The 25,180-nt window shown below is 48.2% G+C and carries 23 protein-coding genes and 1 tRNA gene; 11 read left to right on the top strand and 13 right to left on the bottom strand.

The window, feature by feature from the left end; translation table 11 throughout:
- Positions 1–27: 27 nt before the first annotated feature.
- Positions 28–792 (top strand): acyl-[acyl-carrier-protein] thioesterase, encoded by a 765-nt coding sequence (locus BUB59_RS08580; protein WP_073228564.1) that lies wholly within the window; start codon positions 28–30, stop codon positions 790–792.
- 15 nt (positions 793–807) lie between these two features.
- Here the strand turns inward: BUB59_RS08580 and BUB59_RS08575 are convergent, their stop codons facing one another.
- Positions 808–1,650: a ComEC/Rec2 family competence protein gene (locus BUB59_RS08575; RefSeq protein WP_255370640.1), complete on the bottom strand. Its 843-nt coding sequence runs from the start codon at positions 1,648–1,650 to the stop codon at positions 808–810.
- A 207-nt stretch (positions 1,651–1,857) separates the two neighbouring features.
- Between BUB59_RS08575 and BUB59_RS08570 the strand changes: the two genes are divergently transcribed.
- The 3 genes from BUB59_RS08570 (at position 1,858) to BUB59_RS08560 (ending at position 3,852) form a co-directional block, all read left to right on the top strand.
- Positions 1,858–2,223, top strand: coding sequence for a hypothetical protein (locus BUB59_RS08570; protein WP_073228561.1), 366 nt, complete (start codon positions 1,858–1,860; stop codon positions 2,221–2,223).
- A gap of 107 nt (positions 2,224–2,330) precedes the next feature.
- A tRNA-His gene (locus BUB59_RS08565) sits at positions 2,331–2,404 on the top strand.
- Positions 2,405–2,673: 269 nt separating this feature from the next.
- Positions 2,674–3,852, top strand: a complete 1,179-nt coding sequence (locus BUB59_RS08560; protein ID WP_073228558.1) for an ATP-binding protein — start codon at positions 2,674–2,676, stop codon at positions 3,850–3,852.
- 254 nt (positions 3,853–4,106) lie between these two features.
- Here BUB59_RS08560 and BUB59_RS08555 read toward each other — a convergent pair whose 3' ends face one another.
- Positions 4,107–5,900, bottom strand: a complete 1,794-nt coding sequence (locus tag BUB59_RS08555) for an FISUMP domain-containing protein (RefSeq protein WP_073228556.1) — start codon at positions 5,898–5,900, stop codon at positions 4,107–4,109.
- 45 nt (positions 5,901–5,945) lie between these two features.
- Positions 5,946–6,779 (bottom strand): TIGR02147 family protein, encoded by an 834-nt coding sequence (locus tag BUB59_RS08550; RefSeq protein ID WP_073228553.1) that lies wholly within the window; start codon positions 6,777–6,779, stop codon positions 5,946–5,948.
- 358 nt (positions 6,780–7,137) lie between these two features.
- Here BUB59_RS08550 and BUB59_RS15370 point away from each other — a divergent pair, with 358 nt between their 5' ends.
- On the top strand, positions 7,138–7,287 hold the full coding sequence (locus tag BUB59_RS15370) for a hypothetical protein (RefSeq protein ID WP_159433354.1): 150 nt from the start codon (positions 7,138–7,140) through the stop codon (positions 7,285–7,287).
- A 140-nt stretch (positions 7,288–7,427) separates the two neighbouring features.
- Here BUB59_RS15370 and BUB59_RS08545 read toward each other — a convergent pair whose 3' ends face one another.
- The 3 genes from BUB59_RS08545 to BUB59_RS08535 all read right to left on the bottom strand — a co-directional run bounded on the left by BUB59_RS08545 (position 7,428) and on the right by BUB59_RS08535 (position 11,165).
- Positions 7,428–8,717 carry an LlaJI family restriction endonuclease gene (locus BUB59_RS08545; protein ID WP_159433353.1) on the bottom strand — a complete coding sequence of 430 codons (1,290 nt, stop codon included), beginning with the start codon at positions 8,715–8,717 and terminating at the stop codon, positions 7,428–7,430.
- 40 nt (positions 8,718–8,757) lie between these two features.
- A complete protein-coding gene (locus tag BUB59_RS08540; RefSeq protein ID WP_073228548.1) occupies positions 8,758–9,798 on the bottom strand; it encodes an AAA family ATPase in 1,041 nt (346 codons plus the stop codon).
- Positions 9,799–10,160: 362 nt separating this feature from the next.
- A complete protein-coding gene (locus BUB59_RS08535) occupies positions 10,161–11,165 on the bottom strand; it encodes a DNA cytosine methyltransferase (RefSeq protein ID WP_073228545.1) in 1,005 nt (334 codons plus the stop codon).
- 688 nt (positions 11,166–11,853) lie between these two features.
- Between BUB59_RS08535 and BUB59_RS08530 the strand changes: the two genes are divergently transcribed.
- Together BUB59_RS08530 and BUB59_RS08525 are read left to right on the top strand one after the other, a co-directional pair.
- Complete coding sequence (locus tag BUB59_RS08530) at positions 11,854–12,864, top strand: ORF6N domain-containing protein (RefSeq protein ID WP_073228542.1); 1,011 nt, start codon at positions 11,854–11,856, stop codon at positions 12,862–12,864.
- A gap of 351 nt (positions 12,865–13,215) precedes the next feature.
- On the top strand, positions 13,216–13,455 hold the full coding sequence (locus BUB59_RS08525) for an ORF6N domain-containing protein (protein ID WP_073228539.1): 240 nt from the start codon (positions 13,216–13,218) through the stop codon (positions 13,453–13,455).
- 246 nt (positions 13,456–13,701) lie between these two features.
- On the opposite strand, the gene BUB59_RS08520 is transcribed toward BUB59_RS08525, so the two are convergent.
- From BUB59_RS08520 to BUB59_RS08500, 5 genes are all read right to left on the bottom strand, one after another.
- Positions 13,702–14,862 (bottom strand): sodium ion-translocating decarboxylase subunit beta, encoded by a 1,161-nt coding sequence (locus BUB59_RS08520; RefSeq protein WP_073228537.1) that lies wholly within the window; start codon positions 14,860–14,862, stop codon positions 13,702–13,704.
- 24 nt (positions 14,863–14,886) lie between these two features.
- A complete protein-coding gene (locus tag BUB59_RS08515; RefSeq protein WP_073228533.1) occupies positions 14,887–15,258 on the bottom strand; it encodes an acyl-CoA carboxylase biotin carboxyl carrier protein subunit in 372 nt (123 codons plus the stop codon).
- A gap of 65 nt (positions 15,259–15,323) precedes the next feature.
- Positions 15,324–16,103, bottom strand: a complete 780-nt coding sequence (locus BUB59_RS08510) for a hypothetical protein (RefSeq protein WP_073228530.1) — start codon at positions 16,101–16,103, stop codon at positions 15,324–15,326.
- A 65-nt stretch (positions 16,104–16,168) separates the two neighbouring features.
- Positions 16,169–18,415: a histidine phosphatase family protein gene (locus tag BUB59_RS08505; RefSeq protein ID WP_073228526.1), complete on the bottom strand. Its 2,247-nt coding sequence runs from the start codon at positions 18,413–18,415 to the stop codon at positions 16,169–16,171.
- A 60-nt stretch (positions 18,416–18,475) separates the two neighbouring features.
- A complete protein-coding gene (locus BUB59_RS08500; RefSeq protein WP_234980005.1) occupies positions 18,476–19,963 on the bottom strand; it encodes an acetyl-CoA hydrolase/transferase C-terminal domain-containing protein in 1,488 nt (495 codons plus the stop codon).
- A gap of 30 nt (positions 19,964–19,993) precedes the next feature.
- On the opposite strand from BUB59_RS08500, the gene BUB59_RS08495 reads away from it, so the two are divergent.
- The 4 genes from BUB59_RS08495 (at position 19,994) to BUB59_RS08480 (ending at position 23,191) form a co-directional block, all read left to right on the top strand.
- Positions 19,994–20,410: a GtrA family protein gene (locus BUB59_RS08495; protein ID WP_073228521.1), complete on the top strand. Its 417-nt coding sequence runs from the start codon at positions 19,994–19,996 to the stop codon at positions 20,408–20,410.
- Between the two features lie 39 nt (positions 20,411–20,449).
- The gene (locus BUB59_RS08490) at positions 20,450–21,217 is read left to right on the top strand and encodes an ABC transporter ATP-binding protein (protein ID WP_073228517.1); all 768 of its coding nucleotides are present in this window, start codon (positions 20,450–20,452) and stop codon (positions 21,215–21,217) included.
- Entirely contained in the window at positions 21,217–22,431 is a 1,215-nt protein-coding gene (locus BUB59_RS08485; protein ID WP_073228513.1) for an ABC transporter permease, read from the top strand. The genes BUB59_RS08490 and BUB59_RS08485 overlap by 1 nt, the downstream gene beginning before the upstream one ends.
- 121 nt (positions 22,432–22,552) lie before the next feature.
- Complete coding sequence (locus BUB59_RS08480; RefSeq protein WP_073228510.1) at positions 22,553–23,191, top strand: bifunctional 4-hydroxy-2-oxoglutarate aldolase/2-dehydro-3-deoxy-phosphogluconate aldolase; 639 nt, start codon at positions 22,553–22,555, stop codon at positions 23,189–23,191.
- Between the two features lie 209 nt (positions 23,192–23,400).
- Here BUB59_RS08480 and BUB59_RS08475 read toward each other — a convergent pair whose 3' ends face one another.
- Both BUB59_RS08475 and BUB59_RS08470 read right to left on the bottom strand, forming a co-directional pair.
- Positions 23,401–24,261: a GGDEF domain-containing response regulator gene (locus tag BUB59_RS08475; protein ID WP_073228507.1), complete on the bottom strand. Its 861-nt coding sequence runs from the start codon at positions 24,259–24,261 to the stop codon at positions 23,401–23,403.
- 67 nt (positions 24,262–24,328) lie between these two features.
- Positions 24,329–25,150 carry a menaquinone biosynthetic enzyme MqnA/MqnD family protein gene (locus BUB59_RS08470; RefSeq protein ID WP_073228503.1) on the bottom strand — a complete coding sequence of 274 codons (822 nt, stop codon included), beginning with the start codon at positions 25,148–25,150 and terminating at the stop codon, positions 24,329–24,331.
- Positions 25,151–25,180 lie beyond the last annotated feature (30 nt).

The raw sequence follows: 25,180 nt of genomic DNA, 5'->3' as shown, positions 1-25,180 counted from the left end.
GCGCAAGTATTTTTTCGAGAGGTCCCGATGAATCACGAAATCACAGAACTTAAATTTTCTGTACGTTTTTCCGACTGCGACGAATATAGCCGACTTAAGCTTTCAAGACTTTTCCAGTTCACCGAAGAAGCGGCTCTCGCCGACGCCGAACGCAATGGATACGGCCTCTGGAACATGATGAAGGCTGGAGTAGGCTGCGCCATTACCCGCATGAAACTTCGTCTCAATCATTTCGCCCCGCTGCTGGGAGAAAACCTCACCGTTACCACCTGGGCAAAAGAGAACTATAAGGACAAAGTAATATACAAAGACTATATCATTCGAGATGGCCAGGGAAACATCATGGTGGAAGGAACTTCCTCCTGGCTTCTGGTGGATCTTAAAACCGGAAAGGCGCTCCCGCCCTCCGCAAGTCCTTACCCCATTCCCATCATAAAGGAAGAAGCCCTGCCCGAAAAGCTGGACATTCTGCCCATCGGATTTTTCCCGAAGAAGGTGGATCAGGTCCAGGGCAAAAATACGGACATCGATATTAACCATCACGTAAACCACTGCCGTTACGTGGACTGGGTCCTGGACGCCCTGACCAAGGAAGAAATGAAGGAACGCGGAGTCCGTTCCATCCAGCTGAACTACATCCATCAGGTTCCCCTCCACGAAAAAGTGGACATCCTGCGATTCAAGGACAGCAAGCATCACGCCGTCTTCTTCGGCATGAATGCCGAGGACATGAAAGGCAATCCCCTCAAAGCCCGCTGCCACTTCCAAGCCCGCGTCGGCTTCGGGGAGTAAATTATTAAGGTCCCTTTATTCCTTCAAGATACCCACCCCGGGGATGATCTGGTAGGAAACGGTTCCTTCCCGATCAGTCCGTGAGATGGGCGAATCGAGGGTGGAGTCCGTCGGGGCTTCTAGAACGTACTGCAGTTTCCGCAGTACGTTTTCTGTTGGGTGGCCATACCCGTTATGAGACCCCACGCTGATGACCGCCAGACGAGGCGCCACCCGGGAGAGGAACCGCAGTGAGCTGCTACCCGCGGAACCGTGGTGCCCTACCTGCAGCAAATCAGACATCACATCGGTTGATAGCTCCAGCAGGCCCCGCTCTCCCGCGGAGTCCAGATCGCCTGTCAGGAGGAAAGAGGCTTCCTCCGCGGTTCCCCGCAGGACGAGACTCGCCCCGTTGTCCCCTACCCGCATAAAACTTGCAGGCCAGAGCACCTTCAACTTCAAGCTCCCTAGGGAAAGTTCATCCCCACGGTAGAGGGTATCCACGGGAATCTTCAGGCGGTCAGCCACCCGAAGGACACTGTCCCTCACGAAACCGCCGGCAGTATCCGGCCCCACGTACAATCTGCGGACAAAAGGCGCCGCTCCTTGGGTCATTTCCAATACTGAACCTCCGTGATCCCGATGATTATGGCCAATAACCGCCCATTCCAGAGTATCAACGCCACGCTCCCGCAGGGTATCCAGCACCCCCGCGGAATCAGGCCCCATGTCGTACATGGCGAACAGTCCGTCCTGCTCCAGCAGCACCGCCAGCCCCTGCCCCACGTCCAGGAACGTCACCCGCCCAGGCGAGCCCTCCTCCTCCCCCGTCTCGTTGTAACACCCCCACAGGCAAAGTACCAGGGCCGCCACCAGCATCCAACCCACCGTGCAGAACATCACCCAGAAAAAGGGCCCTGCGACCGCTCGACCAGCTCGAAAAATCATGAAAAACCTCGTATCAAAAAAATGTCTCCCTATATACACGTTGTAATGAAGCCATTTGTACGACTTTTTTTCATTTTTTACTATCTTTTAACAAAATGGAAGGGGTCGCACCCGCCTGTTTTCTTAAATGAGGTCTTTATGCAGTTACCTAAGTACAAGAAAAAGAAGCGTATTAAGTTGAAAGTCTGCCAGGAACCGGGCTGCGGCCGCGAATTCTGGGGCCATCCGATCGCCAAGTACTGCGAACTGCACCGCGACATCAAGCAGCGTCAGAAGCAGAAGAAGGACATCGAGAACATCGAGTCCAAGAACATCATCTTCCGCCACAACTACACGGAATCCATGGACCTGACCTTCAAGTGCTGTCTGGAAGGCTGCAACGAGAAGTTCACCATCCGCATCTTCCCCAAGCAGTACATCTACCCCCGTTTCTGCGACGAACATCGTAACGACTTCAAGCGTTCCAACTTCCTGCGCATCATGTCCAAGATGAAAAACGCCTAATTCCTTGAAATTTGGCCCTGCAGGCAGTAAAAGCAGGTTTTTCAAAAAAAAGTATGAGTCACCCTTGAAATTCGGGGTGGCTTTTTTATATTTGGCACACATTCATGGTGGATGTAGCTCAATTGGTTAGAGTCCCAGATTGTGATTCTGGATGTTGTCGGTTCGAGTCCGGTCATCCACCCGAAAAAAGAAGCACTGCAAAAGCAGTGCTTCTTTTTTATCACTCAGGGGCTACGCCCCCGAACCCCTGAGCAATCGCAAAGCGATTGCGAATTCCGGACGTTCATTAGGTTTTTCTTCTTTTCTCCCCTTTACCAAGGGAGGACCGTCCATAACCTGCAACACGTCCATCTGAAAACTTTTCTTCGTATTTAAAAAAGTTTTCACTTCAACTGAAAACTTTTGTATTTTTATTAAAAAGTTTTCACTTTCTTTTCCCGAGGGATTTCTATGATTTTCCGTGAAAAATACATTGCGCCCATACGAGAATTCTACAGCAGCGACCTGGTAAAAATCATCACCGGGATCCGTCGGTGCGGTAAATCGGTGGTTCTCGACCAGGTCAGGGAAGAAATCGGGAAAAAAAGCAAGAACATCATCTACCTCAATTTCGAGGACCGAGCAGTCGCCAACACCATCAGCGATTGTGACTCGCTGCTGGAATACGTAGAGAAAAAAAGACGCAAGGGTTTGTGCTACCTTTTTCTTGACGAAGTCCAAAACGTGAGGGACTGGGCACAGGCATGCAAAACACTTCGCCTACGGGACTGCTCCGTTTTCATCACGGGCTCCAATTCCAAGCTTTTGTCCAAGGAATTTACGAAGGAACTCAGCGGCCGCTACGTTGCTTTTCAAATAAATCCGTTCGTATACAAAGAAATCGTAGAGTACTGCGATCAACTGGGGAAAACGGCCACCATCCCGGACTACCTTGTCTATGGCGGTTTCCCAAAGCGTCTTGAATTTGATTCCGACGACGCTACTCGCCGATACCTGAACGATCTTGACCAGACAATCGTCTTGAACGACATCATTAACCGTTACAAGATCAAGAAACAGGAACTGTTTAAAAAACTAGCCAACTACGTTTTGATTTCCAACGCAAGGATTTTTTCAGCAAAAGCAATCTACAACTACATCAAGGGGCAATTCTCGGAATGCTCCATTAACACGGTCACAAAATACCTCGCCTACCTTAAGGAAGCCTACATCATAAGTTCCATAAGGCAATACTCCACCAAGGCCAAACGGGAACTCAACTTCTTTGAAAAGATTTACAACGCCGACGTAGCATTCAATTCCATCCGCGTCATGGACAACCGCTTTGACCTGACCCACAATTTGGAGAATGTCGTCTACAACGAATTGCTCTACATGGGCTATTCTCTAACCGTTTATTCAGGCAAACAAGAAATTGACTTCTGCGCACAAAAAGGTCAAAAAAAGTACTTCATACAAGTGGCCTATTCCGTCGTTGATCAAGGCACGTACGACCGCGAATTGGGAGCATTCGCCGAACTTGACAATCTCCACGAAAAGATCCTTATCACAAACGACGAAATTGACTATTCCACAAGTACAGTCCGGCACATCAAGCTAAAAGACTTTTTGTTGATGGACGAACTGTAATTTTTCCCGAGCATCACTCAAAGCATTTTAAGCGCGTTTTCGCTAGATATAGCCGCATTATTTCGCGAGATTTCCCTTTTCACAATTTTCGCTTCTAATATTCTACAATCCCGATTTTAATTGTACCGAATTCGGTATAATTAAAAATGCAGCTGCTAAACCAAATCGCCATTTCGCAAATGACCGTTTTGGAGAATGTCGGAGAAAAAATCCCGCGGACGCATCCGCGGGACTCTTCCTCCTAACCAGTTCTTTTATTCCGCCTTGATGCAGCGGACGCCCATCTTTTCGAGTCGGCTTCCATCGTAATAATTCATTCCAACAGAGATCCTCTTGATGGAAGCAATGTTCGAGATGACGTTTAACAATTCAACGTTTCCATCGTCATCCTCACCAGTTTCTCCTCCATTGGGGATGGTCGCATAGAAACCATTGCTAGAAGAAACATTTGGAACCGCAGAAAATTCAATGGCATCGGGCGCCCTCACTTTCATCTGCAATTTGCCATACTCATCTAATCGAACTTTAGTTATCCCCCACTCTCCATCCTTAAGGAGATTCTTGACTGCAAAAACATTCCCTCCCGCATATTCCACTAAAAGCTCCCAGTCCTTTGCCGTAGGAATTCTCCAGCCATCGGGGCAAATGCCTTGGTGGTTTTGAACATTCACATTTTCTAACATTTCCTGATAACGTAGCCCCCATCCCACGCATTCCTTGTAGGCATCAAGACTATCGTATTCTAAAGCATATTCGGAATCATTGACGTAGTCGGCATCATAATACTCTTCCATGTCTTCCCTAAAAAGCTTCAGATTATCTGCAACGCACTGGTTCACTTCTTCTTTATCAGATACATTAGCAACAGAACCATGTCCTTCAATGGGTCCAGTAAAGCCAGTTGTATCCAAAAGCATTACATCTGGCCAGGTGTAAAGGCGGCCATACTTTTCGCAAAGACTGTCGGCGCCCAGCAAGCAGACGGAGCCCTGTAATTCGTACTTCAAGTCTTCTGCCATCCAGGTTTGAACAACACCGTTTACCGTAAAGGACGTAGTCTTATAAACACGACCGTCACGTGAATCCTTCATCGATCCTGCCGTATGTTCAAGTTTCTGGGAGGTCCATCCCCAAAGACCATCTTCGCACACCAAACTATAATCTTTGGCATATCGTAATCTTCGGGCAAGATCACCCGTTATAGGCAAGTTCTCACCTTCGTTTTCTTCATTACAACGGGCAAAATCAGAATACTCCGCTATGTAATTGGACACATATTTTTCCACAAGATTTACAACATCTTCATCGGGACGTTCCACATTCAGATACTGCCAGAAAATAGGACTGCGAACAAAACCAAACAAATAATCAACTCTAACCATTCCAATACTATAGTCCGCAACATTTTCAAATTCACCCGGTTTAGGTAACAGGAAGGTCGCTGCCATCAATACAGCATCAGACCTTGTTCCTCCGCTCAAATCCATTTGACCAAAGGAACTGTATTCTCCGTAAACACCAATCGATTCAAGAATATCGCGTTCTGCATGTCCCATTGCCTGCTCAACTGTGGAGCCGGATTCCACCAGTTTCTGAACCTGATGGTACTTCCAGTCCGTAAGCGTATTCACATTGGCGACGGAAGGATTATTTCTTTCAACAACAGCCTGATAGGCCGTATTTTGTTTCCCCGCCCAGCTTCCGATTACCCTAAGGAGCCCGTATTGCCAATCAACGTTTCCGATTTCCAGACTAAAATCCGTCTGGCCATCCATTTTTAACATCAGGCATTCCTCAGAGACAGCAAATGTTTTGGCGTCCAGAACACAGAATTCAATTTTATCGACCTTGTAGGATTGGACAGCAATGTTCCCGCTAAGAACCAGGGAATCCGGCGAAAGATTAGATGTATCTTCCAAAAATCTAGCCACCTGCACAGATCCACGCAGTGCAATACCCGTTTCTTCGGACACGCCATTGTTGGCCATGTCGCTTCCATTATCCGCACAGCCCATCAGCGCCGCTGTTCCTACGGCAGTAACAGTCATTAGGCCTGCACCTATTTTATTAAACCATTTTTTCATAACATCCTCCTATTTATTTTCCCCAGAAATTTTTTTTGACAACGGAAACAGTTGCAGATTCAAGCGATAGACCCGTTCCATCTTGTCGTCAGCCATAACAATGTCCGCCACACTTTTTCTGAACTCAGCGGTTTTCTGAACAACCTTCTTGTAGGACTTTTCGGAAAGTCCCATGGTAAGTCCAGAAAAGTGACGTTCCTCCTGAGATACGCCCTCGATGGTTTCCAGAGCAAGTTCACCCATCTGACGGTGAAGATTGCGAACAGCCACCGGAGTCACTTCCATGGGTCCCGTCGTCACAAACTGTTCTGTCTGGCGGTAGCTTCCGTCGGCACTCTTTTCCAGAAGACCCGTCTTTACCAAGAAAGCCAGAGTTTCAGAAACTTCAGCAGCCGTAATTTTCGGCAGCACCGCATGCGCCATGGCCAAGGGTTTCGCACCAGCCATAGCAGGAGCGAGTTCGCGAATCACAGGATTCTTCCAATCGCTAAAATATCGGAAGGAATCCCCTTCTACGACGGTCGCCTTGTGGATCGCTGCAATACGAAGCATCTCGTTGAAGAGGTTTCTTCTGGATTCGTCGTCCTTCGCGTGATTCAAGTTGACCAGAGTTCTGAAGTAGTCGACTTCCCAGTCCTTCAGTTCCATAGCAGCGGCAACCCGTTCAACAGCGGCGTCACTCAAGTTATACAAGCCCTGGGCAACCAGCTTTAGATAGACTGGCGAAGAGAATCCGGCACTCTTGGCAAACTCGCGCCAGGTAAATGACCGACGGGTTTTCCGATCCGCATAGTAATCTGCAATGTATCTGCGGTAATCCGTATATTCAATGATTTTTTTCATGAAGACCTCCTAATCTCCAAGAACAAATATACCTAGCAAAATTAAAAAATCAATGTTTTGACAACACACAAACGTTAGATTTTTAAGAATTTTAAAGAAATTTTGTATCGTTAAGAATTTTTTGTTCAAAAATACGATACAAGAACATCAAAAGAAATGCCGGACTTAATCCGGCATAACATCCCCATATCGCAGGTATAGAAGCACCGCTTCCAAGTAACGCCAGGGTAGGCCCCTGCCAGTATTTTTGCAGAATCATCCCATCACATTGTTTTCGATTCGATGGCGACGGCCACCAGAATTTTCACGCATCACGCATAACCGCATTTAGGTCAAGAAAGCATCAAAAGGAGGGCTTATGAAAAAATACGAAGTGATAGACAAGCCTCTTGACGAAGAAGAAAGAGTGCTCATGGAGGCTATCGAAAGAGGCGATTTCAAGAGGGACTACGAGACCGAAGAAAGATTTCGCAAAATGAAATTGGTTGTCAAAGGTCCTAGACGCTGATCAACTCAGTCATCCATCGATACTTAAACGGCGGAATCATCTTAAAGGACGCCATCTAAACCAATCTTATAAAACACAAGAAACCTCGCAGAAATGCGAGGTTTTCTTTTTTTTCACTTAGGGGGCTTGCGGAGTCGCGATTACATAACCACATTTTTTGACACATCATCACTATTCCTTTGACACAAAGCTTCTTTCACGATTTCCGCTAATTTGTATTGCGCGATGTCGTTTCGGCGGTAATCTCGCATTACGGATCTTACGTCTAGTTGAACACCGATGATTTTGTGGTAAGGTTTGGAATTGTCAACCCAGTCGGCATGGGCGGTCCCTAGGAAGTTCATTTTATAGTGGCCGGGGTTCTGCGAGACGTCTTCTCTGTCACAGCAATACGGCAGCAGGAATACGTTGAAAATTTTGTCGGGATTCGCGAAGCCCTTTTGCTCCACAAACTGCGCGTACACGATTTGCTTGCTGATGGAACTCGACGTGGGAAGATTGTTCCTGGTGTAGAATTTCGCATCAACTACAAAGAGCTCTTCGCCAAGCCGCATGATGGTATCTGGACGCATGGCGAATTTCTGGTCGTCTGCATTTCTTGTACCGCCCGCGAGACGCCATTCGCAATGTGGATTGAAATTCTTCTTTTCACATTCAAGAATGTTGCCGAAGATGCGGTCCAGCATTCTTTCCCAGACCGGGGCAAAACTGGATACACCGTAACAATACTCGCTTAAGGCGCCATCAACCGCATTCCCTTGCAAGTATTCTACAATCACTTGCATGGCATGGAAAAGCCGTAGCTTGCGATCGTTAAACGTCTTGGAACATTTTTCGTTGAGTACCGCAGAGAAAAGTTCGTAGTCAAAATCAAGAGTGGGTTCAACATCCGCATCGATGCCATAAAGCGGACTAATCAGCCTTTGCGCCTGGGCCACGCAGAATTCATGAATCAAAGAGACAAGCTGATTTTCATTTTGAGAATTGCAACTTGAGATCAAGTTCAGATAAACTATTTCCGTGCCTCGCTCACTTTCGACAACCTGCGGACGGATATGCTTTATGGTTCGGCTCCAATTGACTTTTCCGTGAACGCCCTGCTTGTAGATTTTTTCCGTTTCCTTGTACAAGCCAAAGTTCAAGTAATAATCAAGGACATAGAAAAATTCCTGGAACGGAAAATCCAGTTTGGCTTCAAATTCAAGAGACGAAGCGTAGTTGGAATTCTCCGCGTCGCTTATCAAGCTTTGATCCGAGAGAACGTTCATCAAGCTGGCGAATGCTTGGCGAAGTTCTTCATCAGAAGGAGCGTTATCGGATACGATTTCAAAATTCTGAAAACATCCGTAGGGGAAATAGATTTGCGGTTTACCTTCCGCAAACTTTACTCCTACGAATCCTTCATTTGCATCCTGCAAATCATTTTGCAAAATGCAAAAGTTTTTGAAACCGACAGACATTTACGTTTTCCTAGAATTCCAGATTTTTGAACACCGCAGGAAAACCACCGCTGGTAAATTTTTCAATCAGCGATTCAACAGACTTGCATTCTTCCTTAAACACTTCCTTACGCTTGTATTTGAAAGCATCGTCCCAAAGATACTCCAGCACCTTCTCGCCAAAGAGTTTCTTCAAAATTTCGCGATAGGTGGTCCCATCTTCCGCAGTCTTTTCTTCGCCCACGATGAAATAGGCGCCAAGGCGTTTGTCTTCGGAGCTGGTCATGGAAGAATGCTTTTCAAGAATCAAATCATTGATTGCTTTCCAGAATTTACCCCAGGTCACTTCCGTGCCTTCAATCTTCGTTTCACGCTGGGCATCATGTTCGGCACCTTCCAGGGAATTCCTGATGAGTTCGGAATCAAAGCGACGCTTAAAGGCGTTATCCAAAGTGAACACATTCTGGTCGCTGGTGTTCATGGTGGCGTAGATGGAAAGATTTGGCGGGAGACGAATTGCCGTATTCGCAGTGAAATTGACGGTCGGCTTTTCTGCGTCCGATTCATACTGCGTGTCTGAAATTTCCTTGCGAATTATTCCGTTCACGTCCACATGATCCACAAAGTATTTGCTCCAGCCCGCCGTATATGTATTGCCGCCTACAGAATCAGACTCACCTTTTTTATGACGGTCCAAAAGCTGGAAAATTTCACCGAAGATAGCAGCCGCATTTCCGCGGTTGATTTCTTCAATAATCAAATAGTACGGTTTAGTAGGATTGGCATAAGCACGAGCAAGAATGCGAGTAAAAGGACCTGCTGCAAAATGATAATCTACACCGCCCGCGGGCTTGACCATCGGCATCACCTGCCCCACAAATTCCGCATTGGTGTATTCCGGATGGAACACCACGCGAGCAACCTGAGTTTCCTCATCGGTAATGTCGCCATGCAACTTTGCAGCCTCAAGCAAATCCGTAATCTTCTTGGACTTGCCGCAGCCAGGAACACCATAGTAGATTAGTTGGGTGGGAGTAAGAGAGCAAGCAGAAGAATTTCGTTTATTAAGCACATCAATAATATCTGGAGTGTGCCTAACAATATTTCTCAAAGATGATGTTTTAACAAACTGTCCTTGAGCGTCATACACATCAAACAAATCATCATCCGTTGGAACACACAATTTTTGAATTGCGCTAGGTAATGGGTCCCTTTCTGTCAGACGTTTCCAACCATTTAAAATGCTATTAGACGCAGGAGAATCTGTCAGTATTATATATTCAGCTTTTTTCCACGATGCTGAATCACGGTTATTCACTTGCTGTGCTAGAAAACTAGCTCCGCTAACAAGGCTATATGTATTAGGGTACGTTTCAGCCTTAGTTTCTCTAACACCAAGACGTTGAAGTAGCGACTCTATTTCATAAGCAGTCATTACGCACCCCACTTTTTCAGATTGTTCTTTCCCTGAGGTTCAGGAGAACTTGCACCAAGCGGGAAACCCATAAGATATTCAGCATTCTTCGGAGATGGCTTTTCAAACACTTTCTTGAAGTTACGACAGCCCTGATGTTTCATCATTGATGGTGCAGAATAATTAGCCATCGTTGTCGGCGTATGAACCAAGCCCATTTCTTCACCATAGGTATCCTTAATCCAAGTTTTCTGAATTTCAAAAACCTTTGCGATTTCTTCGTCAGATACAACTTCCGTATAATTGCGGTTTTCAATATGACGATTTACCAAAACTCTAAACGCAGATGCGGCAACAAACGGAGACTGAGCATTTCCCACACCCTTCAACTGTTCTCGACGATCCGTGACAATGACTTCTTGACCTAATGCATCTGGATTTTTACTCCAGTACTTTCCCTTGAAAACCGGTAATGACAGAATGTGTTTTTTCAAACGTTCAAAAGCATTCTCATCTTTGACAGCCAAAAGCCAAAAACGATTTCTTTGATGGTCGGCTCCCAAATCAGAACAACTTAATCTACAATACTTAACCTTGTATCCAACAGATTCTAAATCTGACTTTGCCTTGCTAATTGCACGCAAGACCACATTTTCGCCAAAGACAATTGGAGCATTAGATTCCTTTACAAATCTGAACATTTCATCCCAAAGGTTCTTCTCTGCAATATTTTTCCCATGCGCAGCAGTGCTGAAGGCCTGACATGGAAATCCACCACACAGGACATCGAACTTTCCTTTATAGTCCTTGCCATTTAAAGCACGAAGATCACCATAAATTTCAAACTCATTCATCCAGCCATCTTTCTGACGCTGCTTCAGGACCTTTTGGCAAAACTCACTAATTTCAACTCCAGCGCAACATTTATGACCAAGGAGTTCTCCTCCATAAATGCCACCACCTATACCAGCGAATAAGTGAAATTCCTTAATGGGATTTTCGTTAGCATCATCCTTGCCTGCCATGTATCTCGTTCCTCGAGTTGAAGGTGAACGAGTTCACCCTCAGTCGGGAGCAAGAAACCGCGATGTCAAAACAAGCAAAGAAAACGCCCGAAAACGCACGTGTGGATACACGCACGAATCCCCCAGGCACTGAATGGATACAATACGCCCAGGGTACAATACGGCCTATGCAATCATAGGTCAACGAACGTTTGTCTTATTCTATGTCCAGAAAGTGTCGAAGTTTCAGCAGCGAACAAGAGCAAACCCAGCAAGAGCAACTCTTGTCGTCATTCTTCCACATCGATTTAAATAAAAAAGGCGTGAGGTTGAATGCACTTACCTACTGAGGCCTTCGACTGCCCGGACAAATAAACGCAAACAACCCACGCCCCAAAAGGGTCGTTTGCACAAGCAGATCTATTAAATATGCGCGTAGCAAAACGATGCCACCAAGCAAAGCCTAGCAGCAAGCGTGAGCGTCGCCTTATTCCTTATCCGTGAAAGTGTCGAAGTTTCAGTAGGGGAACAAGAGCAAAACTCTTTATGTACGTAATGAATATAGATAATCCCAAATGTCAGTAGGTGTCACTGGATTTTTTTCGCCACCCTATTGCCTTTCTTTGTAGTTTTAGTTATATTTTGTGCAGTAGCACATTTGTGCATTTTATTTGTGTTTTTCCGCAGCTTGTAACACAAAGGAGTAACGATGAGTAAAAAACTTGATATCGCGACGGAATCCGGTTCCAAGGTCGCGCTGATTGACGAAAATCTCCTGAAATCAAAGGTCCATACCATTCGTGGAGTCAAGGTAATGCTGGACGCTGACTTGGCTGAGATTTATGGGTATGAAACGAAGCGCTTGAACGAACAGGTAAAATCCAACATAGAACGTTTTGATGAGGACTTTCGCTTCCAACTAACAAGGGAGGAGTATTCAATGATTCTAAGGTCGGAAAAAACGACCTTAGAACAAGGGAAGTATTCAAAATTTACTCCGTATGCTTTTACCGAACAAGGCATTTATATGCTTATTAGTGTTTTGCGAGGGAAACTTGCAGTCTCACAAAGTAAGGCCCTAGTTCGCCTTTTCAAAGAAATGAAGGATTACATTGCCGCCGAGAACCAGCAGTTGCTTGGTTGTGCCAATTGCGCACAAATCGCCGCACTCACCGCTCAAAACACCCGAGAAATTGCGGTCATGCGATCCGATTACGAAATATTGAAAGCCACAACTCAAGAGAATAGCGACTCCCTGAAAAAGGTTATGGAAAACTTCATTGATCCAGCCACTTTCAAACATTTTCTAATTCTAAACGGGCAAAAGCTAGAAGCAGACATCGCCAACTCCCAAATATACAGCATGGCGAAGAGATCTATTTTCGTCATTGACAATTACGTAGATGTCAAGACCCTTGATTTACTCAGGAACGCTCCTGCAAATATCCAGGTTACGATATTTAGTGACCAATACGCCGGCTGCAGAATCACTCAATCCATGGAAAATGATTTTAAGGCCGCCCGTCCGGACGTTTCGTTTGAAATAAAGCCCGCGGGCAACAAATTCCACGATCGCTATGTCGTACTGGATTTTGATACTGAAAGCGAACGCATTTTTCATTGCGGAGCATCTTCAAAAGATGCCGGCGGGAAAATCACCACCATTATGGAAGTTGAATGCCCCGAAGTGTATCACAACGTAATAAGGAGCTTATTGTAAAAGGCCTCCCCCCCCTTAAAAACATGTCTTTGATGTCCAAAAAAATGGGCATCAAAATTTGAGCCAGAGGTTCAAGAAAACTTGAGGTGCAAAAATTCCACCTCAAGTTATGGCAGAATTCGCACCCACAACTTCGCAACAATCCGTCTTTTAATTATACCGAATTCGGTAACATTAAATTATCGGCATTCAATTTCCTCATACATAGATTGAGGTCGATTTTTCCGACCTCGATGCAGACTAAACATTTAAACCCCTCGAATTCGATAGGTTTAGAAAGGCGAAAAGGGGTCGAATTCGACCCCTTTAAAACTTGTGTTTTTCCGCAACTTATAACACAAAGGAGTAACGATGAGCAAAAAACTTGATATTGCGACGGAATCCGGTTCCAAGGTCGCACTGATTGACGAAAATCTCCTAAAGTCAAAGGTTTACACCATCCGTGGAGTCAAGGTAATGCTTGATGCCGATTTGGCAGAGATTTATGGATATACAGTAAAGCATCGCCGCACTCACCGCTCAAAACACCCGAGAAATTGCAGCCATACGTTCCGATTACGAAATACTGAAAGCAGAAACTCAGGAGAATAGCGACTCCCTGAAAAAGGTTATGGAAAATCACCCAGTCCATGGAAAATGATTTTAAGGCCGCCCGTCCGGACGTTTCGTTTGAACTAAAACCCGCGGAAAAATCACCACCATCATGGAAGTTGACTGTCCCGAAGTGTATCACGCCGTTATAAGGAGTTTATTGTAAAACACAAAGAAACCCCCGGTTCATCACCGAGGGTTTCTTAATTTCGAGTGCTTTGACTTGCGGCGATTTGCCGCCACACACTAGCTAAGTCTGCTAATCATGTAACCAGCGCAAACTGCGGTACCGATCACGCCAGCCACATTGGGGCCCATAGCGTGCATCAGCAGGAAGTTCTGCGGGTCGTACTTAGCACCTTCAACCTGAGAAACGCGGGCAGCCATAGGCACTGCAGAAACGCCAGCAGAGCCAATGAGCGGGTTCACCGGATTCTTGGGAGAGCACTTGTTCATGATCTTTGCGAGGAAGAGGCCTGCAGCGGTAGAGAAGCCGAATGCAACCACGCCCATAGCGATGATCATAAGGGTCTGGGGACGCAGGAAGATGTCAGCAGACATAGTCAAGCCCACAGAAGTGCCAAGGAAGATGGTCACGATGTTCATGAGTTCGTTCTGACCGGTCTTGACGAGACGATCAACAACGCCAGATTCCTTGAAGATGTTACCAAGCATAAGCATGATGATCAAAGCGGAAGCATCGGGCACAACCAGGATGCAGACAACCATGACCATGACTGCGAAGGCAATACGTTCGGCCTTGGAGACCTTACGGAGAGACTTCATGCGGATCTTGCGTTCCTTATCATTGGTCATGAGACGCATGATAGGCGGCTGGATCAGCGGCACGAGAGCCATGTAGGTGTAAGCAGCAACGGCGATGGGGCCGATGAGGTGCTTTGCCAGCTTGTTAGCAGTAAAGATGGAGGTCGGACCATCTGCACCACCGATAATACCGATGGAAGCAGCTTCGCCCAGAGTAAAGCCACCGAAAGCAACGGCGCAGAACATGGTAGCGAAGACGCCGAACTGAGCACCACCACCCAGCAACAGAGTACGGGGGTTAGCAATCAGCGGTCCAAAGTCAGTCATGGCACCCACGCCCAGGAAGATGATGGGCGGGAAGAGTTCCAGGTGGATACCCTGGCTGATGTAGTAATAGAGGCCTTCGGTCGGGACAAACATGCCCTCGATGCTCCAGCCACCATCGTAGAATCCCTTGGTGGGGATGTTAACCGCAAGAGCGCCCAGTGCGATCGGCAAGAGCAGCAGCGGTTCGAACTTTTTCACGATTGCCAAGTACATCAGGACGAAGCTGACAAGCCACATCACGATCATAGACGGAGTGATGTAAGCAAAGCCAGTGTCGCCAGCGAACTGGGCAACGGAGCTAAGGATTGAACTCATTTATCTATACCTCAGTGGGCTAAATTAAGCGATGGTGAGGAGAGTCTGGCCGTCAACGACGGTATCGGTTTCCTTGACGGAAACAGAGTTCACGGTACCTGCGCAAGGAGCGACAACCGGGTTTTCCATCTTGAGAGCTTCGATGATTGCGACTTCCTGGTTAGCTTCAACCTTATCGCCAACCTTGACCTTCAGCTTGAACACGGAACCAGCGAGGGGGCTCTTCACTTCGGTGCCACCAGCAACTGCAGGTGCAGCAGCGGGAGCAGGAGCGGCAACCGGTGCGGGAGCAGCGGCGGGAGCGGGAGCTGCAGCAACTGCAACATTGGAATCAAGAACTTCAACTTCTACATCGTAGCTCTTGCCTTCGAAACTGATACGTACGGTCTTCTTCATTTTGTTATTTCCTGGCTATTATAGCCTGTTGAATTTTTAAAGGTTTTCCTGTTTCTTAGACGGAGTTAGACGATGGTCCAAGCAGGAGAGTTAACATTCTTGTAAGCGGTAACGCGGCAGGGCTGACCCAGAACCTGAGTTGCAGCAGCGGTCATGATTACCACCAATTCATCGTTGGTAAGGCCCGGGTGTTCTTCCAGAGCGGCAATTGCAGCAATGGAGAGGAATGCCTGGAGTTGCTTGTTGGTCATACCCGGATGAACGCTCTTAGCATTGGGATCCCAGTCGCAGTGTGCGGGGCCAATGGTGCGAGGAGCGGCAGCAGCGGGTGCAGCAGCAGGAGCGGCGGCGGGAGCAGCCTTGACTGCGGGTGCCGGAGCCTTGTCCACGTTGAGGCCAAGCTTTGCCATGATGAAGTTCATCAGGTAGCAGAGCAAGCAGAGGCCGATAATAACAGCCATCACTACGATAAGGCCAGTTGCCTGGAATTCGGCAAGCTTACCCAGAGTGAAGGTATCCTTTTCGCCCTGGCAAACGCCTTCTACGACGTCGCCATTGCAATATTCCTTGCCCAAAGTAGCCTTGGCAATGGGGAGCACCTTGGCAGATGCATCGTCCTTGGCCTTAAGAGCATTACGGGCGGTTACAGACTGATCATAAGTCTTATAAAGCACCTGGTATCCACCACCGTGAGCTTCGACAATTTCGAAGACAGCGGAATCGCCACCAGGAGTAAGGTCAAGCTGAGCCTGAACCTTAGCAGCATCTGTAGGAGACATCAAGCCGATCTGCTCGTCGAAACGTCCCTTTACCGGTGCAGCCTGTTGTGTTTGCGTTTCATTCATATTGGATTTTATCCATTCTTTTAGGTTTAAGTTTGATAAAAATCAACGTTGGAAATGTAGTATTTTTAAAGTTTCATGGTTCCAGAATCCAAACCGCGGACAGGAACATAACGAACCTTTCCGGCGCTATCGAAAATCACAGCTACGCCAGCCAGGAAATTGATCCAGTTGCGGGTACCCATCACGTCAAAGAACCGCAGGTCCACCTTGCCCTTGGAGGCATATACCGCAAAAGGCAGGATCATTCTATCGTGGGAGATGTAGAAGTTGACCTTCTGCAATTTACTGCGATTGGCCAGGATGTAATCGGAAACCAGTTCCTTACTGCGTTCTTCCAGATCGTAGAAGCTGCCTGCAGGAGATCCCGTGTAGGCCCAGCGGCTCACATCTTCAATAGATGGTTCACCAGACTTCACAAACCACTCGCCATTAAGGCCAGCAAGGCTATCGGGAGATGCGCTTAGGCCTGCGCCAGCTGCAATGCTTTCGCAGGTTTCCAAGGTACGGGTATATCCGGAGTATGCGAAATACATTCTACCGGCACTCTTAAGCTTGGCACCAACGCTCTTTGCCTGAGCCTTTCCGTTATCCGTCAGGTGGCCCTTGGAACCCGTCTCGTTGGTACGTTCAGCATGGCGGAGCACGAACACAACAGATTCGTCTGCGGCCAAGCCCTTGTAAACATCTTCCACATCCGTAAAGTCCATCACGTCATCGCTGGAGGCAAGACGCCATGTGTTTGTAGACTTTTCGTAGATGTAAGTCTTGTCGTTGTTAATGACACCAGGACGGAGAGCGCCATCGTACTTGGAGGTATCTGCACCCAAGCCCACCGTATCCTTTTCGATGTCGGTAGCGGCGCGCCAGCGACCCAATTCTGCATCGCAGGTAAAACGGACCTTAGTCTTGGTGGTATCCTGGTAATTACAACCAAAGTAATTAGACTGGCTGTAACCGATATGAGTTACGACGCCTGCGTTAGACTTGCCACAAGTGGGGAACTGGTATTCGTTGGTCCAGAACTTACGCAAGTGCTTTTCAAAATCAGGTACGTCACCCAAGCCCCAGCTGGACACGTTCTTGCGGATCTTATTAAACTCTCCGTTAATATCCAGAGCCATCAGCCAGTCTGCCAGATGAGCGCGAGAAGTCCAGTCGTCCCAGTTGCCGCTTCCTGCAATCTTTTGGGCGATGGAGTCCGCAAACAACAGCATTTCCTTGCCGGAGCCATGACGCTGGAGCATCACAGAAATTGCCATCAAGGCGCTACTGAATTCGTCCCCGGCAAATAGGCTCACCTCGTCTGCAGTCTTGTTGATGGTCTGTGCCGCAGAGGACTGTCCACCGAAGCCGAAACCGCCTTGGCTCTGGGCAAAGAGGGCGTCGTTAAAGCCTTCGATCTTGATGCCGAATGCATAAAGGACCTTCATCAAGGACTGTTCCTTGAACATGCGGATGGGAGAATTGTAACCACTCTGTTCTACAAGTTTCAGAGTAGGCACAGCCTCCAGATGAGTCAAAATATTCACGTTCACGGAATCACGTTCCGTAAGATCCGTAACGGACTTCAACGTGACGGGTTCAGAAGAAAGACCGCCTGTCAATTCGTTCTTATAGTAACCTGTAGTTTCCACTCGGACGTAGGGAGAAACGATATCGAAAGCATCAAAGCTATAGGAACCGTTGCCGGAAGTAATGCAAGCCTTGTGCTTACGGTCGGAATCAGCCAGTCGTGCAGCACTATCCAGTTCCACCACAGTTACGGAAGCGCCATGACGGAACGGGCCCTTTTCGGCAATGCCGGCTACGACAACTCCTTCACGACGATAGACGATTTCGCCGGTGAGGGTATCAATGCCAAATACGGACTCGGAGGGAACTTCTTCTTCGGCACCGATGGAAAGGGAGCCATCGTTACAGGAAACACCAATCTGTTCAACCACATCGGTACGCCATTCTCCGCTGACGCAGAAATACAGAGCATTCTCGGCAGCCACAAAGAAGGATTCCCCATCGTTGGAAGAGGTACACTTGGGCAGCGCACTGGCATCTTCCACGGCAGTGGTGTCCTCCACCACTTCTTCGTCACCAGAGGACGGGCCTATGGGCTCAATAATTTCGACGCCTTGAGTGTTTTCAGGGTCGTCAGGATCAACCGAATTGGCGGGAGAGTTAGAGCTGTTAGGATCACTGGGGTTACTGGAGTGACCCGAGGAACTGGAAAAGTCCTCATTCAATTCGGACTCGACACCTGTATGTCCTTTACAGGCGACGAAAATAAGGGGCAAAATCAGAAAAACCAAACGATACATTTGTGAGCAATATAAAAATGCACCGTTTTTTTTCCAATAAAAAAAGTTTTTACAAGGCCTTTAAAGCATACTGCCGGTTTCGAGGAACTTCTGGTGCATTTCGAAGGCGCGGTTGATGGCTAGGGGCATGTGGATGCCCTTGGCGTGCTTCAGGCTGTATTCCAGGAAGTCGCTCAGCGGTTCCTTGAAGTTGGGATGAGCGCAGTTCTTGATAATCAGGCGGGCGCGATCTTCGGCAGCCAGGCCACGAAGGTCCGCAAGACCCTGTTCCGTCACGAAAATCATGGTGTCGTGATCCGGATGGTCCACATGGCTTACGTAGGGAACCACAGAGCTGATGGTGCCATTCTTCGCCACAGAAGGCGTCATGAAGAATCCCAGCAGGCAGTTGCGAGCGAAGTCTGCAGAACCGCCGATGCCGTTCATCATGGCAGAACCCGTCACAAGAGAACTGTTCACGTTACCGAAGATATCCACTTCAAGAGCGGTGTTCATGGAGATGACGCCAATACGCTTGATGACATCGGGGCTGTTGCTCACTTCCTGCTGGCGGATTACCAGATGTTTCTTCCATTCTTCAGCATTAGCAACGAATTCCTTCTGGGTACTTTCAGACAAAGTAAGAGCGGTACCGGAGGCGATGCCCAGTTTGCCGTTCTTCAACAGCGGGAGAACCGCTTCCTGGATGACTTCGGTGTAAAGATCAATCTGGTGGAGGCGATCATCGGCGGCCATGGCGCTCAGAACCGCATTGGCAACCTTACCTACGCCACTCTGATAGGCCAGTCCCTTCAGGAGGCGACCGCGGTTTTCCTCATAGCGAATGAAGTCCAGAATGCGTTCGCCAATATTGCGGGAAATTTCATCCGGTTCCACAAAAGGCGTGACTTCGTCAAAGCGGGACTGCTCCACAATGGCAAGGACCCGATTGGGGTTCACGCGGGCAAAGGTTTCACCTACGCGATCGCCGGCGGCATCAATAGCCAAGGCCTTGGCGTGAGGAGGCAATTCCGGAAGAGCCACGTCGTGAATACCTACGCAGGCATCCCCAAAGCGAGTATTCAATTCCAGAATGACCTTTTCTGCGGACTCCAGGAATGTGACGGAGTTACCGCCGGATGTAGAAAGGCAAACTCGACCGTCAGGCAAAATGCTGGTGACTTCAATAATGGCAACCGTAGGACGGGGCAGTGCGCCCGTGCGGATCCAGTAGCCCATCTTACCAAGGTGGGCGTCAATGTACTTGATGGCACCGGAGTTAATGGCCTTACGGAGAGCGGGATTGGACTGATAGGGCATGCGGAAGCTGACGGCATTTGCGCGAGCAAGGGCGCCATCGCAGGAATCGCCGGTAGAGGCTCCGGAGAAAAGAGTTACCTGGAAGGGCTTTCCCTCGGCGTGGAGTTTTTCTGCACGAGCCGCAAGCGCGGTAGGCACCACCTTGGGGTACCCTGCCAGCGTAAAGCCGGAAACACCAAGAACATCACCATCGTTAATCAGGAGAGCAGCTTCTTCTGCGGTACACTTTTTGTCTTCAATCCAATTCATGATGCAACAAAATAAATATTTTTTCACCCAATGCTTCATTTCGTCAAGTACAATCTCATTGGAATTATGAATACCTTGATCACCCTAGTGGTGTCCTGGGTGCTTTTTGAAATACTGGACTGTAGCCTCGTGCTATCCAATTTTCTGGGCTTTATCGCCGGCGGAATCAACAGCTACGTGATGAACCGCATCTGGAATTTCAAGAGCAACAACGAAAAAAAAACCGAAATGATTCGGTTCCTTGTAGTCTTCCTTTGCGCCTACGGGTTGAATCTGCTAGTATTGAAAGGCTGCGAATACGCTCTGATCAACTTCAGCATTTTCGATGGGATCTGCCAATTTACCGCACGATTTACAAAGCCCACCTTCCTTGCGAACATCGTGGCAAACGTGGTCTACGTGCTGGCAAGCTACACCCTGTACAAGAAATGGGTTTTCCGAAAGTAACTGCAACCTAGTTACAGAATCGGGCATCTAAAAGGTACTATGGAAAAATCCCCTATTTTATCAATCCAGAACATCCGTCGCGACTTCAAGATGGGCGACGAGACGGTCCACGCCCTGCGCGGAGTCAGTTTTGATATTCACGAAGGGGAATTTGTGACCATCATGGGTACCAGCGGCTCCGGCAAATCCACCATGCTGAATATTTTGGGATGCATGGACAAGCCTACATCCGGCCACTACATCCTGGATGGGGAACATACCGAAAAATTGAAGAGGGACGCTCTCGCAAAGATTCGAAACCAGAAGTTGGGTTTCGTATTCCAGAGCTACAACCTGCTGAGCAGAACTACCGCTCTTGAAAATGTGGAACTGCCCCTCCTGTACAATTCCAAGATTTCTGCAACGGAACGCCACAAGCGGGCAATTCGAGCTCTGGAAATGGTGGGACTTCAAGACCGCATGAATCATTTGCCCAACCAAATGTCCGGCGGTCAGCAGCAACGTGTGGCCATCGCCCGCGCCCTGGTAAACGACCCGGTGATTATTTTGGCAGATGAAGCTACCGGTAACCTGGACACTCGTACCAGCTACGAAATCATGATGATTTTCCAGGAACTGCACAGACAAGGCAAGACCATCGCATTCGTGACTCACGAGCCGGATATCGCTACCTTTAGCGGCCGCACCATCACCCTGCGGGACGGCCTCCTGAAAAAAGATGTTTTGAACGTGAATGTGGCCGACGCCAAGGCCGCCCTGGAAGCATTGCCTCCTCCAGAAGTTTTTGACGATGAGGAGGATGCCTAATGAGTCCGTTATCCCTAATTAAAGTTGCCCTGAAGGCTCTTTTCCGCAATCGCATGCGCACCTTCCTTTCGGTGCTGGGCATCGTCATCGGTGTTGCCGCCGTGATCGCCATGGTGGCTATGGGCGAAGGTTCCAAGCAGTCCATCAAGGACCAGATGACCTCCATGGGTACAAACGCCATTATCATCATGCCCAACAGCAACCGCCGTGGCGGCGTGCAGATGAGTTCCGACAACTCCTCGGAATATCTCGAAGAGGAAGATGTTAAGGAACTTCGCGAAAAAGCCCAGTACATTAACGCGGTCTCCCCCATGATCAGCGCCAACGGCCAGGCCATTGTGGGCAATAACAACTCCCCCACACAGCTCAGCGGCATTTCCAGCGACTACCTGAAGATTCGCAACTACGAGATTGCCGACGGCGTCATGTTCGATGACGATGCAGACCGCATCGCGAAAGTCTGCGTCATCGGCCAGACCGTGGTGAAGAACCTGTTCCCTGATACAGACCCCATCGGAAAGACCATCAGGTATAAGAGCATCCCGCTGAAAGTCATCGGCGTTCTAAAAGGAAAGGGCAGCGGCGACTTCGGCCAGGACCAGGATGACGTGATCTTCACGCCTTACCAGACAGTGATGAAACGCTTTAATGCCACTACGGAAATCCGTCAGATTTTCGCCAACTCCATCGGTGAAGGCTATGCGGAAAAAGCCACCGAAGAAATTATGGGCATTCTCAAGGAACGTCGCAGCTGGACCAAGCCCACAGATCCCTTCCGCATTTTTACCCAGGAAGAAATGATCACCATGATGACCACCACTTCCGACATGCTTTCCCTGGTGCTTACGGCAATTGCAGGCATCAGCCTTCTGGTGGGCGGCATCGGCATTATGAACATCATGTACGTTTCCGTTACAGAACGTACTAAGGAAATCGGCCTCCGTATGGCTATCGGCGCCCGCGGCCGCGACATTCTTCTGCAGTTCCTTTTTGAATCTGTCGCCATCAGCCTGCTGGGCGGCCTCATCGGCATTGCCCTCGGTATCGGAGCTTCAGAAATCGTGAAGAACGTCCTGAACTGGCCTATGAGCGTTTCCATTACAAGTGTCGTCGCAAGCTTTAGCGTTTGCTTCATTACAGGCGTATTCTTCGGCTGGTATCCGGCACGTAAGGCAAGTAGGCTCGACCCCATTGAAGCGTTGAGATTCGAATAAGCCTCTAAAGTTACATCAAGTGTAAAAAGTGCCGGCGGTCAAACGTCGGCATCTTTGTTTTTATGAAATTGTAAGCATTTTTCTCTGAACAAAAACATTCATTATCGTTTATATTTGAAATATGAATCTACTTGAATTTTTAAAAGACATGCCGGTCATCGGCATCCTCCGCGACATTCCCCGCGGTTCCGAAGAACTGTGTGCCAAGACTGCCGCCAAATGCGGTTTGAAGGCAATTGAAGTCACCATGAATACAGATGGTGCAGCAGAAATCATTACTTCCCTGAAGGCAGCTTGTAAGCCCTATGATATTACCGTAGGCGCAGGCACAGTACGTCATGACAAGGATCTGGAAAGAGCGCTACTTGCAGGAGCCGCATTCATTGTCACGCCCAATACCCGCACCAACATTATCCGCACGGCAGCAGGGTCCAACACGCCTATCATTCCAGGAGCGCTCACTCCCACGGAAGTCCAGAAGGCTTATGACCTAGGGGCAACCGCCGTGAAAATCTTCCCGGTGGATTGCGTTGGCGGTCCCAAGTATATCAAGGCACTTCGCGGTCCTTTCCGTGATATTCCCCTGCTAGCTTGCAGCGGCGTGAATGCAGAAAATGCAGGTGAATACCTGAAGGCAGGCGCCAACCTGCTGGCCTTTGGCGGAAGCATCTTCAGCGCCAAACTCATGCAGGAAGGCAACTGGGATGAAATCGGCAAGCGTCTGACGGAACTCCTAGACGCTGTCCGCAAAGCCCTCTAATTACTAGCAGAAACAATTACGGAATAAGCAAAAGACATCGGTAAACCCGATGTCTCTTTTTTGAAACCATACGCACTCTTATCTTGAATACAATTTGAGGAGGTACTTTAGTACCCCTCAAACACGAGAAAGCTAGCCGAACAGGCAACGCCTGTGATGGCGACGTGAGCGAGTGGGGGTTCCAAGGGGGCGGTAGTCCCCTTGCATCATTATTTCTTCATCTTCTTCTTGCATTCGTACATGGATACATCCGCACTGTGGAGCATGTCGTCCATTTCCGCATAATCTTCGGAAGAGTGAGCAATGCCATAAGCGAAGGAAACCTTCTGGTCCACGATGGTAATATCGTCCACCGCCTTACGCATACGATCCACGCAGATGAATGCGCCCTTCTTGTCCGTTTCGGGACAGATGATCATGAACTCGTCACCGCCCATACGGAACAGCAAATCGGATTCACGAAGAAGAGCCTTTACGGAATTCACTACGGAACGGAGCAGCAAGTCGCCCGCCTGGTGGCCATAGCGATCGTTCACCACCTTCAGGCCGTTTACATCGAAGTAAATCAGGGAGAAACTATTTCCGTAACGACGGCTGCGGGAGAACCATTCCCTGAGGGAATACATGCCATGACGACGGTTGTAGCAGCCGGTCATATCGTCCGTAAGGGAAATGTCACGGAGGTGGCGCAACGCACGAGCCAGACGGATATGCACGTTCACGCGGGCAAGAAGAACGTCGGACATTGCATTCTTGCTTACAAAATCGGAGGCGCCGGAATGGAAGCCCTTGGTAATACTATCGGTGTCTTCGCGGCTAGTCAGGAAAATGATGGGAAGATCATCCAAGGCAAAACGCTGGCGGATGCGCAAGCACACTTCGAAGCCATTCATGTTCGGCATGTTGATATCGAGAAGGACCAGGTCAACTCGGTTGCTGTTCAGGAATTCCAGAGCTTCTTCGCCGGAAGTACAGCAGGTCACATTGTAACCTACGTGGGATAACAGTTCAGAAGTCTGATTCAAGACTTCTGCATTGTCATCGACAATCAGAATTTTTTCTTCAACCATGTATTTACCCTTTCCCAGAATCCACACACCAAATGGACCTGGTACAAAAATATAAAATTAAGGGGTTTTATGGATGTAAAAATTCCAACACAGGAGCAGACCCCACCAGGCCCAATTTTTTCGATAATTCAAAGAATTTGCTTAAGGAATTCTTACGTTCTTCTGTAAAACGATAATCCAAAGCACTATAATAATTTTCCACCACCGAACGCGGCAAGTTTACGGGATACTTGGCAAGCCATTTATCCAACGCGCGAGACGGATTGTTGCGGAATTTTTCAATGCTTATTTTTGTGGCCTCAAGATATCGATGCAAGGATTCCAAGTGTTCCGCATCCAAGGCAGTCTTGGAAATAATCCAGGCGCCAAAAACGAAGGGGGCTCTCTGCCATTCCTGCCAGAGAGTTCCTAAATCGTAATCATAGGAAAAACGGTGGCGTTCATTTTCTTCAAGAGCCTGATCTCCAATCAGGAGGCAGGCGTCATCCCCATCCTCGTAGGCGCCATCCACATAAACAGGCTTCACGCCGAAGCGCTCTTCCAGAAGGATACGCAACAGAGTTACCGAAGTCTTGCTCTGGGCGGTCATCCGAATCCGCTTACCATCTAAAGAATTTATCTGCAATTTAGAGAACAACTTAACGGAACGAACTTCAAAGGAACAGGAGGTGCAAAGATCCGGCGACAGGACAAATGCGCCCGGTTTTTGTGCAAAAGTAATGGAAGAAGCCGGAGAAAGATGGATTGATCCATCCTTCAGCCCCGCACAATGGGCGCTGGGAGGTCCATCCACAAACTCAATGTCACGAAATTCCGATTCACGCCCAATAAAATCATGAAAAAAGGGCGCACAGACTAAAAAAGGAATTCGTCCAACTCGTAAAGTCATGCAAAAAAGTTAACTTTTCTTGCCGTGATC

This window comes from Fibrobacter sp. UWEL, assembly GCF_900142535.1.
GTDB lineage: Bacteria > Fibrobacterota > Fibrobacteria > Fibrobacterales > Fibrobacteraceae > Fibrobacter.
This window is presented reverse-complemented; position numbering and strand designations above follow the sequence as displayed.

Excerpts from the sequence above, each read along its gene's own strand:
- BUB59_RS08560 (WP_073228558.1), top strand. The coding sequence starts at position 2,674 with ATGATTTTCCGTGAAAAATACATTGCGCCCATACGAGAATTCTACAGC.
- BUB59_RS08575 (WP_255370640.1), bottom strand. The coding sequence starts at position 1,650 with ATGCTGGTGGCGGCCCTGGTACTTTGCCTGTGGGGGTGTTACAACGAG.
- BUB59_RS08475 (WP_073228507.1), bottom strand. The coding sequence starts at position 24,261 with ATGGTTGAAGAAAAAATTCTGATTGTCGATGACAATGCAGAAGTCTTG.
- BUB59_RS08570 (WP_073228561.1), top strand. The coding sequence starts at position 1,858 with ATGCAGTTACCTAAGTACAAGAAAAAGAAGCGTATTAAGTTGAAAGTC.
- BUB59_RS08480 (WP_073228510.1), top strand. The coding sequence starts at position 22,553 with ATGAATCTACTTGAATTTTTAAAAGACATGCCGGTCATCGGCATCCTC.
- BUB59_RS08525 (WP_073228539.1), top strand. The coding sequence starts at position 13,216 with ATGAGCAAAAAACTTGATATTGCGACGGAATCCGGTTCCAAGGTCGCA.
- BUB59_RS08495 (WP_073228521.1), top strand. The coding sequence starts at position 19,994 with ATGCTTCATTTCGTCAAGTACAATCTCATTGGAATTATGAATACCTTG.
- BUB59_RS08520 (WP_073228537.1), bottom strand. The coding sequence starts at position 14,862 with ATGAGTTCAATCCTTAGCTCCGTTGCCCAGTTCGCTGGCGACACTGGC.
- BUB59_RS08510 (WP_073228530.1), bottom strand. The coding sequence starts at position 16,103 with ATGAATGAAACGCAAACACAACAGGCTGCACCGGTAAAGGGACGTTTC.
- BUB59_RS08500 (WP_234980005.1), bottom strand. The coding sequence starts at position 19,963 with ATGAATTGGATTGAAGACAAAAAGTGTACCGCAGAAGAAGCTGCTCTC.
- BUB59_RS08580 (WP_073228564.1), top strand. The coding sequence starts at position 28 with ATGAATCACGAAATCACAGAACTTAAATTTTCTGTACGTTTTTCCGAC.
- BUB59_RS08555 (WP_073228556.1), bottom strand. The coding sequence starts at position 5,900 with ATGACTGTTACTGCCGTAGGAACAGCGGCGCTGATGGGCTGTGCGGAT.
- BUB59_RS08470 (WP_073228503.1), bottom strand. The coding sequence starts at position 25,150 with ATGACTTTACGAGTTGGACGAATTCCTTTTTTAGTCTGTGCGCCCTTT.
- BUB59_RS15370 (WP_159433354.1), top strand. The coding sequence starts at position 7,138 with ATGAAAAAATACGAAGTGATAGACAAGCCTCTTGACGAAGAAGAAAGA.
- BUB59_RS08535 (WP_073228545.1), bottom strand. The coding sequence starts at position 11,165 with ATGGCAGGCAAGGATGATGCTAACGAAAATCCCATTAAGGAATTTCAC.
- BUB59_RS08550 (WP_073228553.1), bottom strand. The coding sequence starts at position 6,779 with ATGAAAAAAATCATTGAATATACGGATTACCGCAGATACATTGCAGAT.
- BUB59_RS08505 (WP_073228526.1), bottom strand. The coding sequence starts at position 18,415 with ATGTATCGTTTGGTTTTTCTGATTTTGCCCCTTATTTTCGTCGCCTGT.
- BUB59_RS08485 (WP_073228513.1), top strand. The coding sequence starts at position 21,217 with ATGAGTCCGTTATCCCTAATTAAAGTTGCCCTGAAGGCTCTTTTCCGC.
- BUB59_RS08490 (WP_073228517.1), top strand. The coding sequence starts at position 20,450 with ATGGAAAAATCCCCTATTTTATCAATCCAGAACATCCGTCGCGACTTC.
- BUB59_RS08515 (WP_073228533.1), bottom strand. The coding sequence starts at position 15,258 with ATGAAGAAGACCGTACGTATCAGTTTCGAAGGCAAGAGCTACGATGTA.
- BUB59_RS08530 (WP_073228542.1), top strand. The coding sequence starts at position 11,854 with ATGAGTAAAAAACTTGATATCGCGACGGAATCCGGTTCCAAGGTCGCG.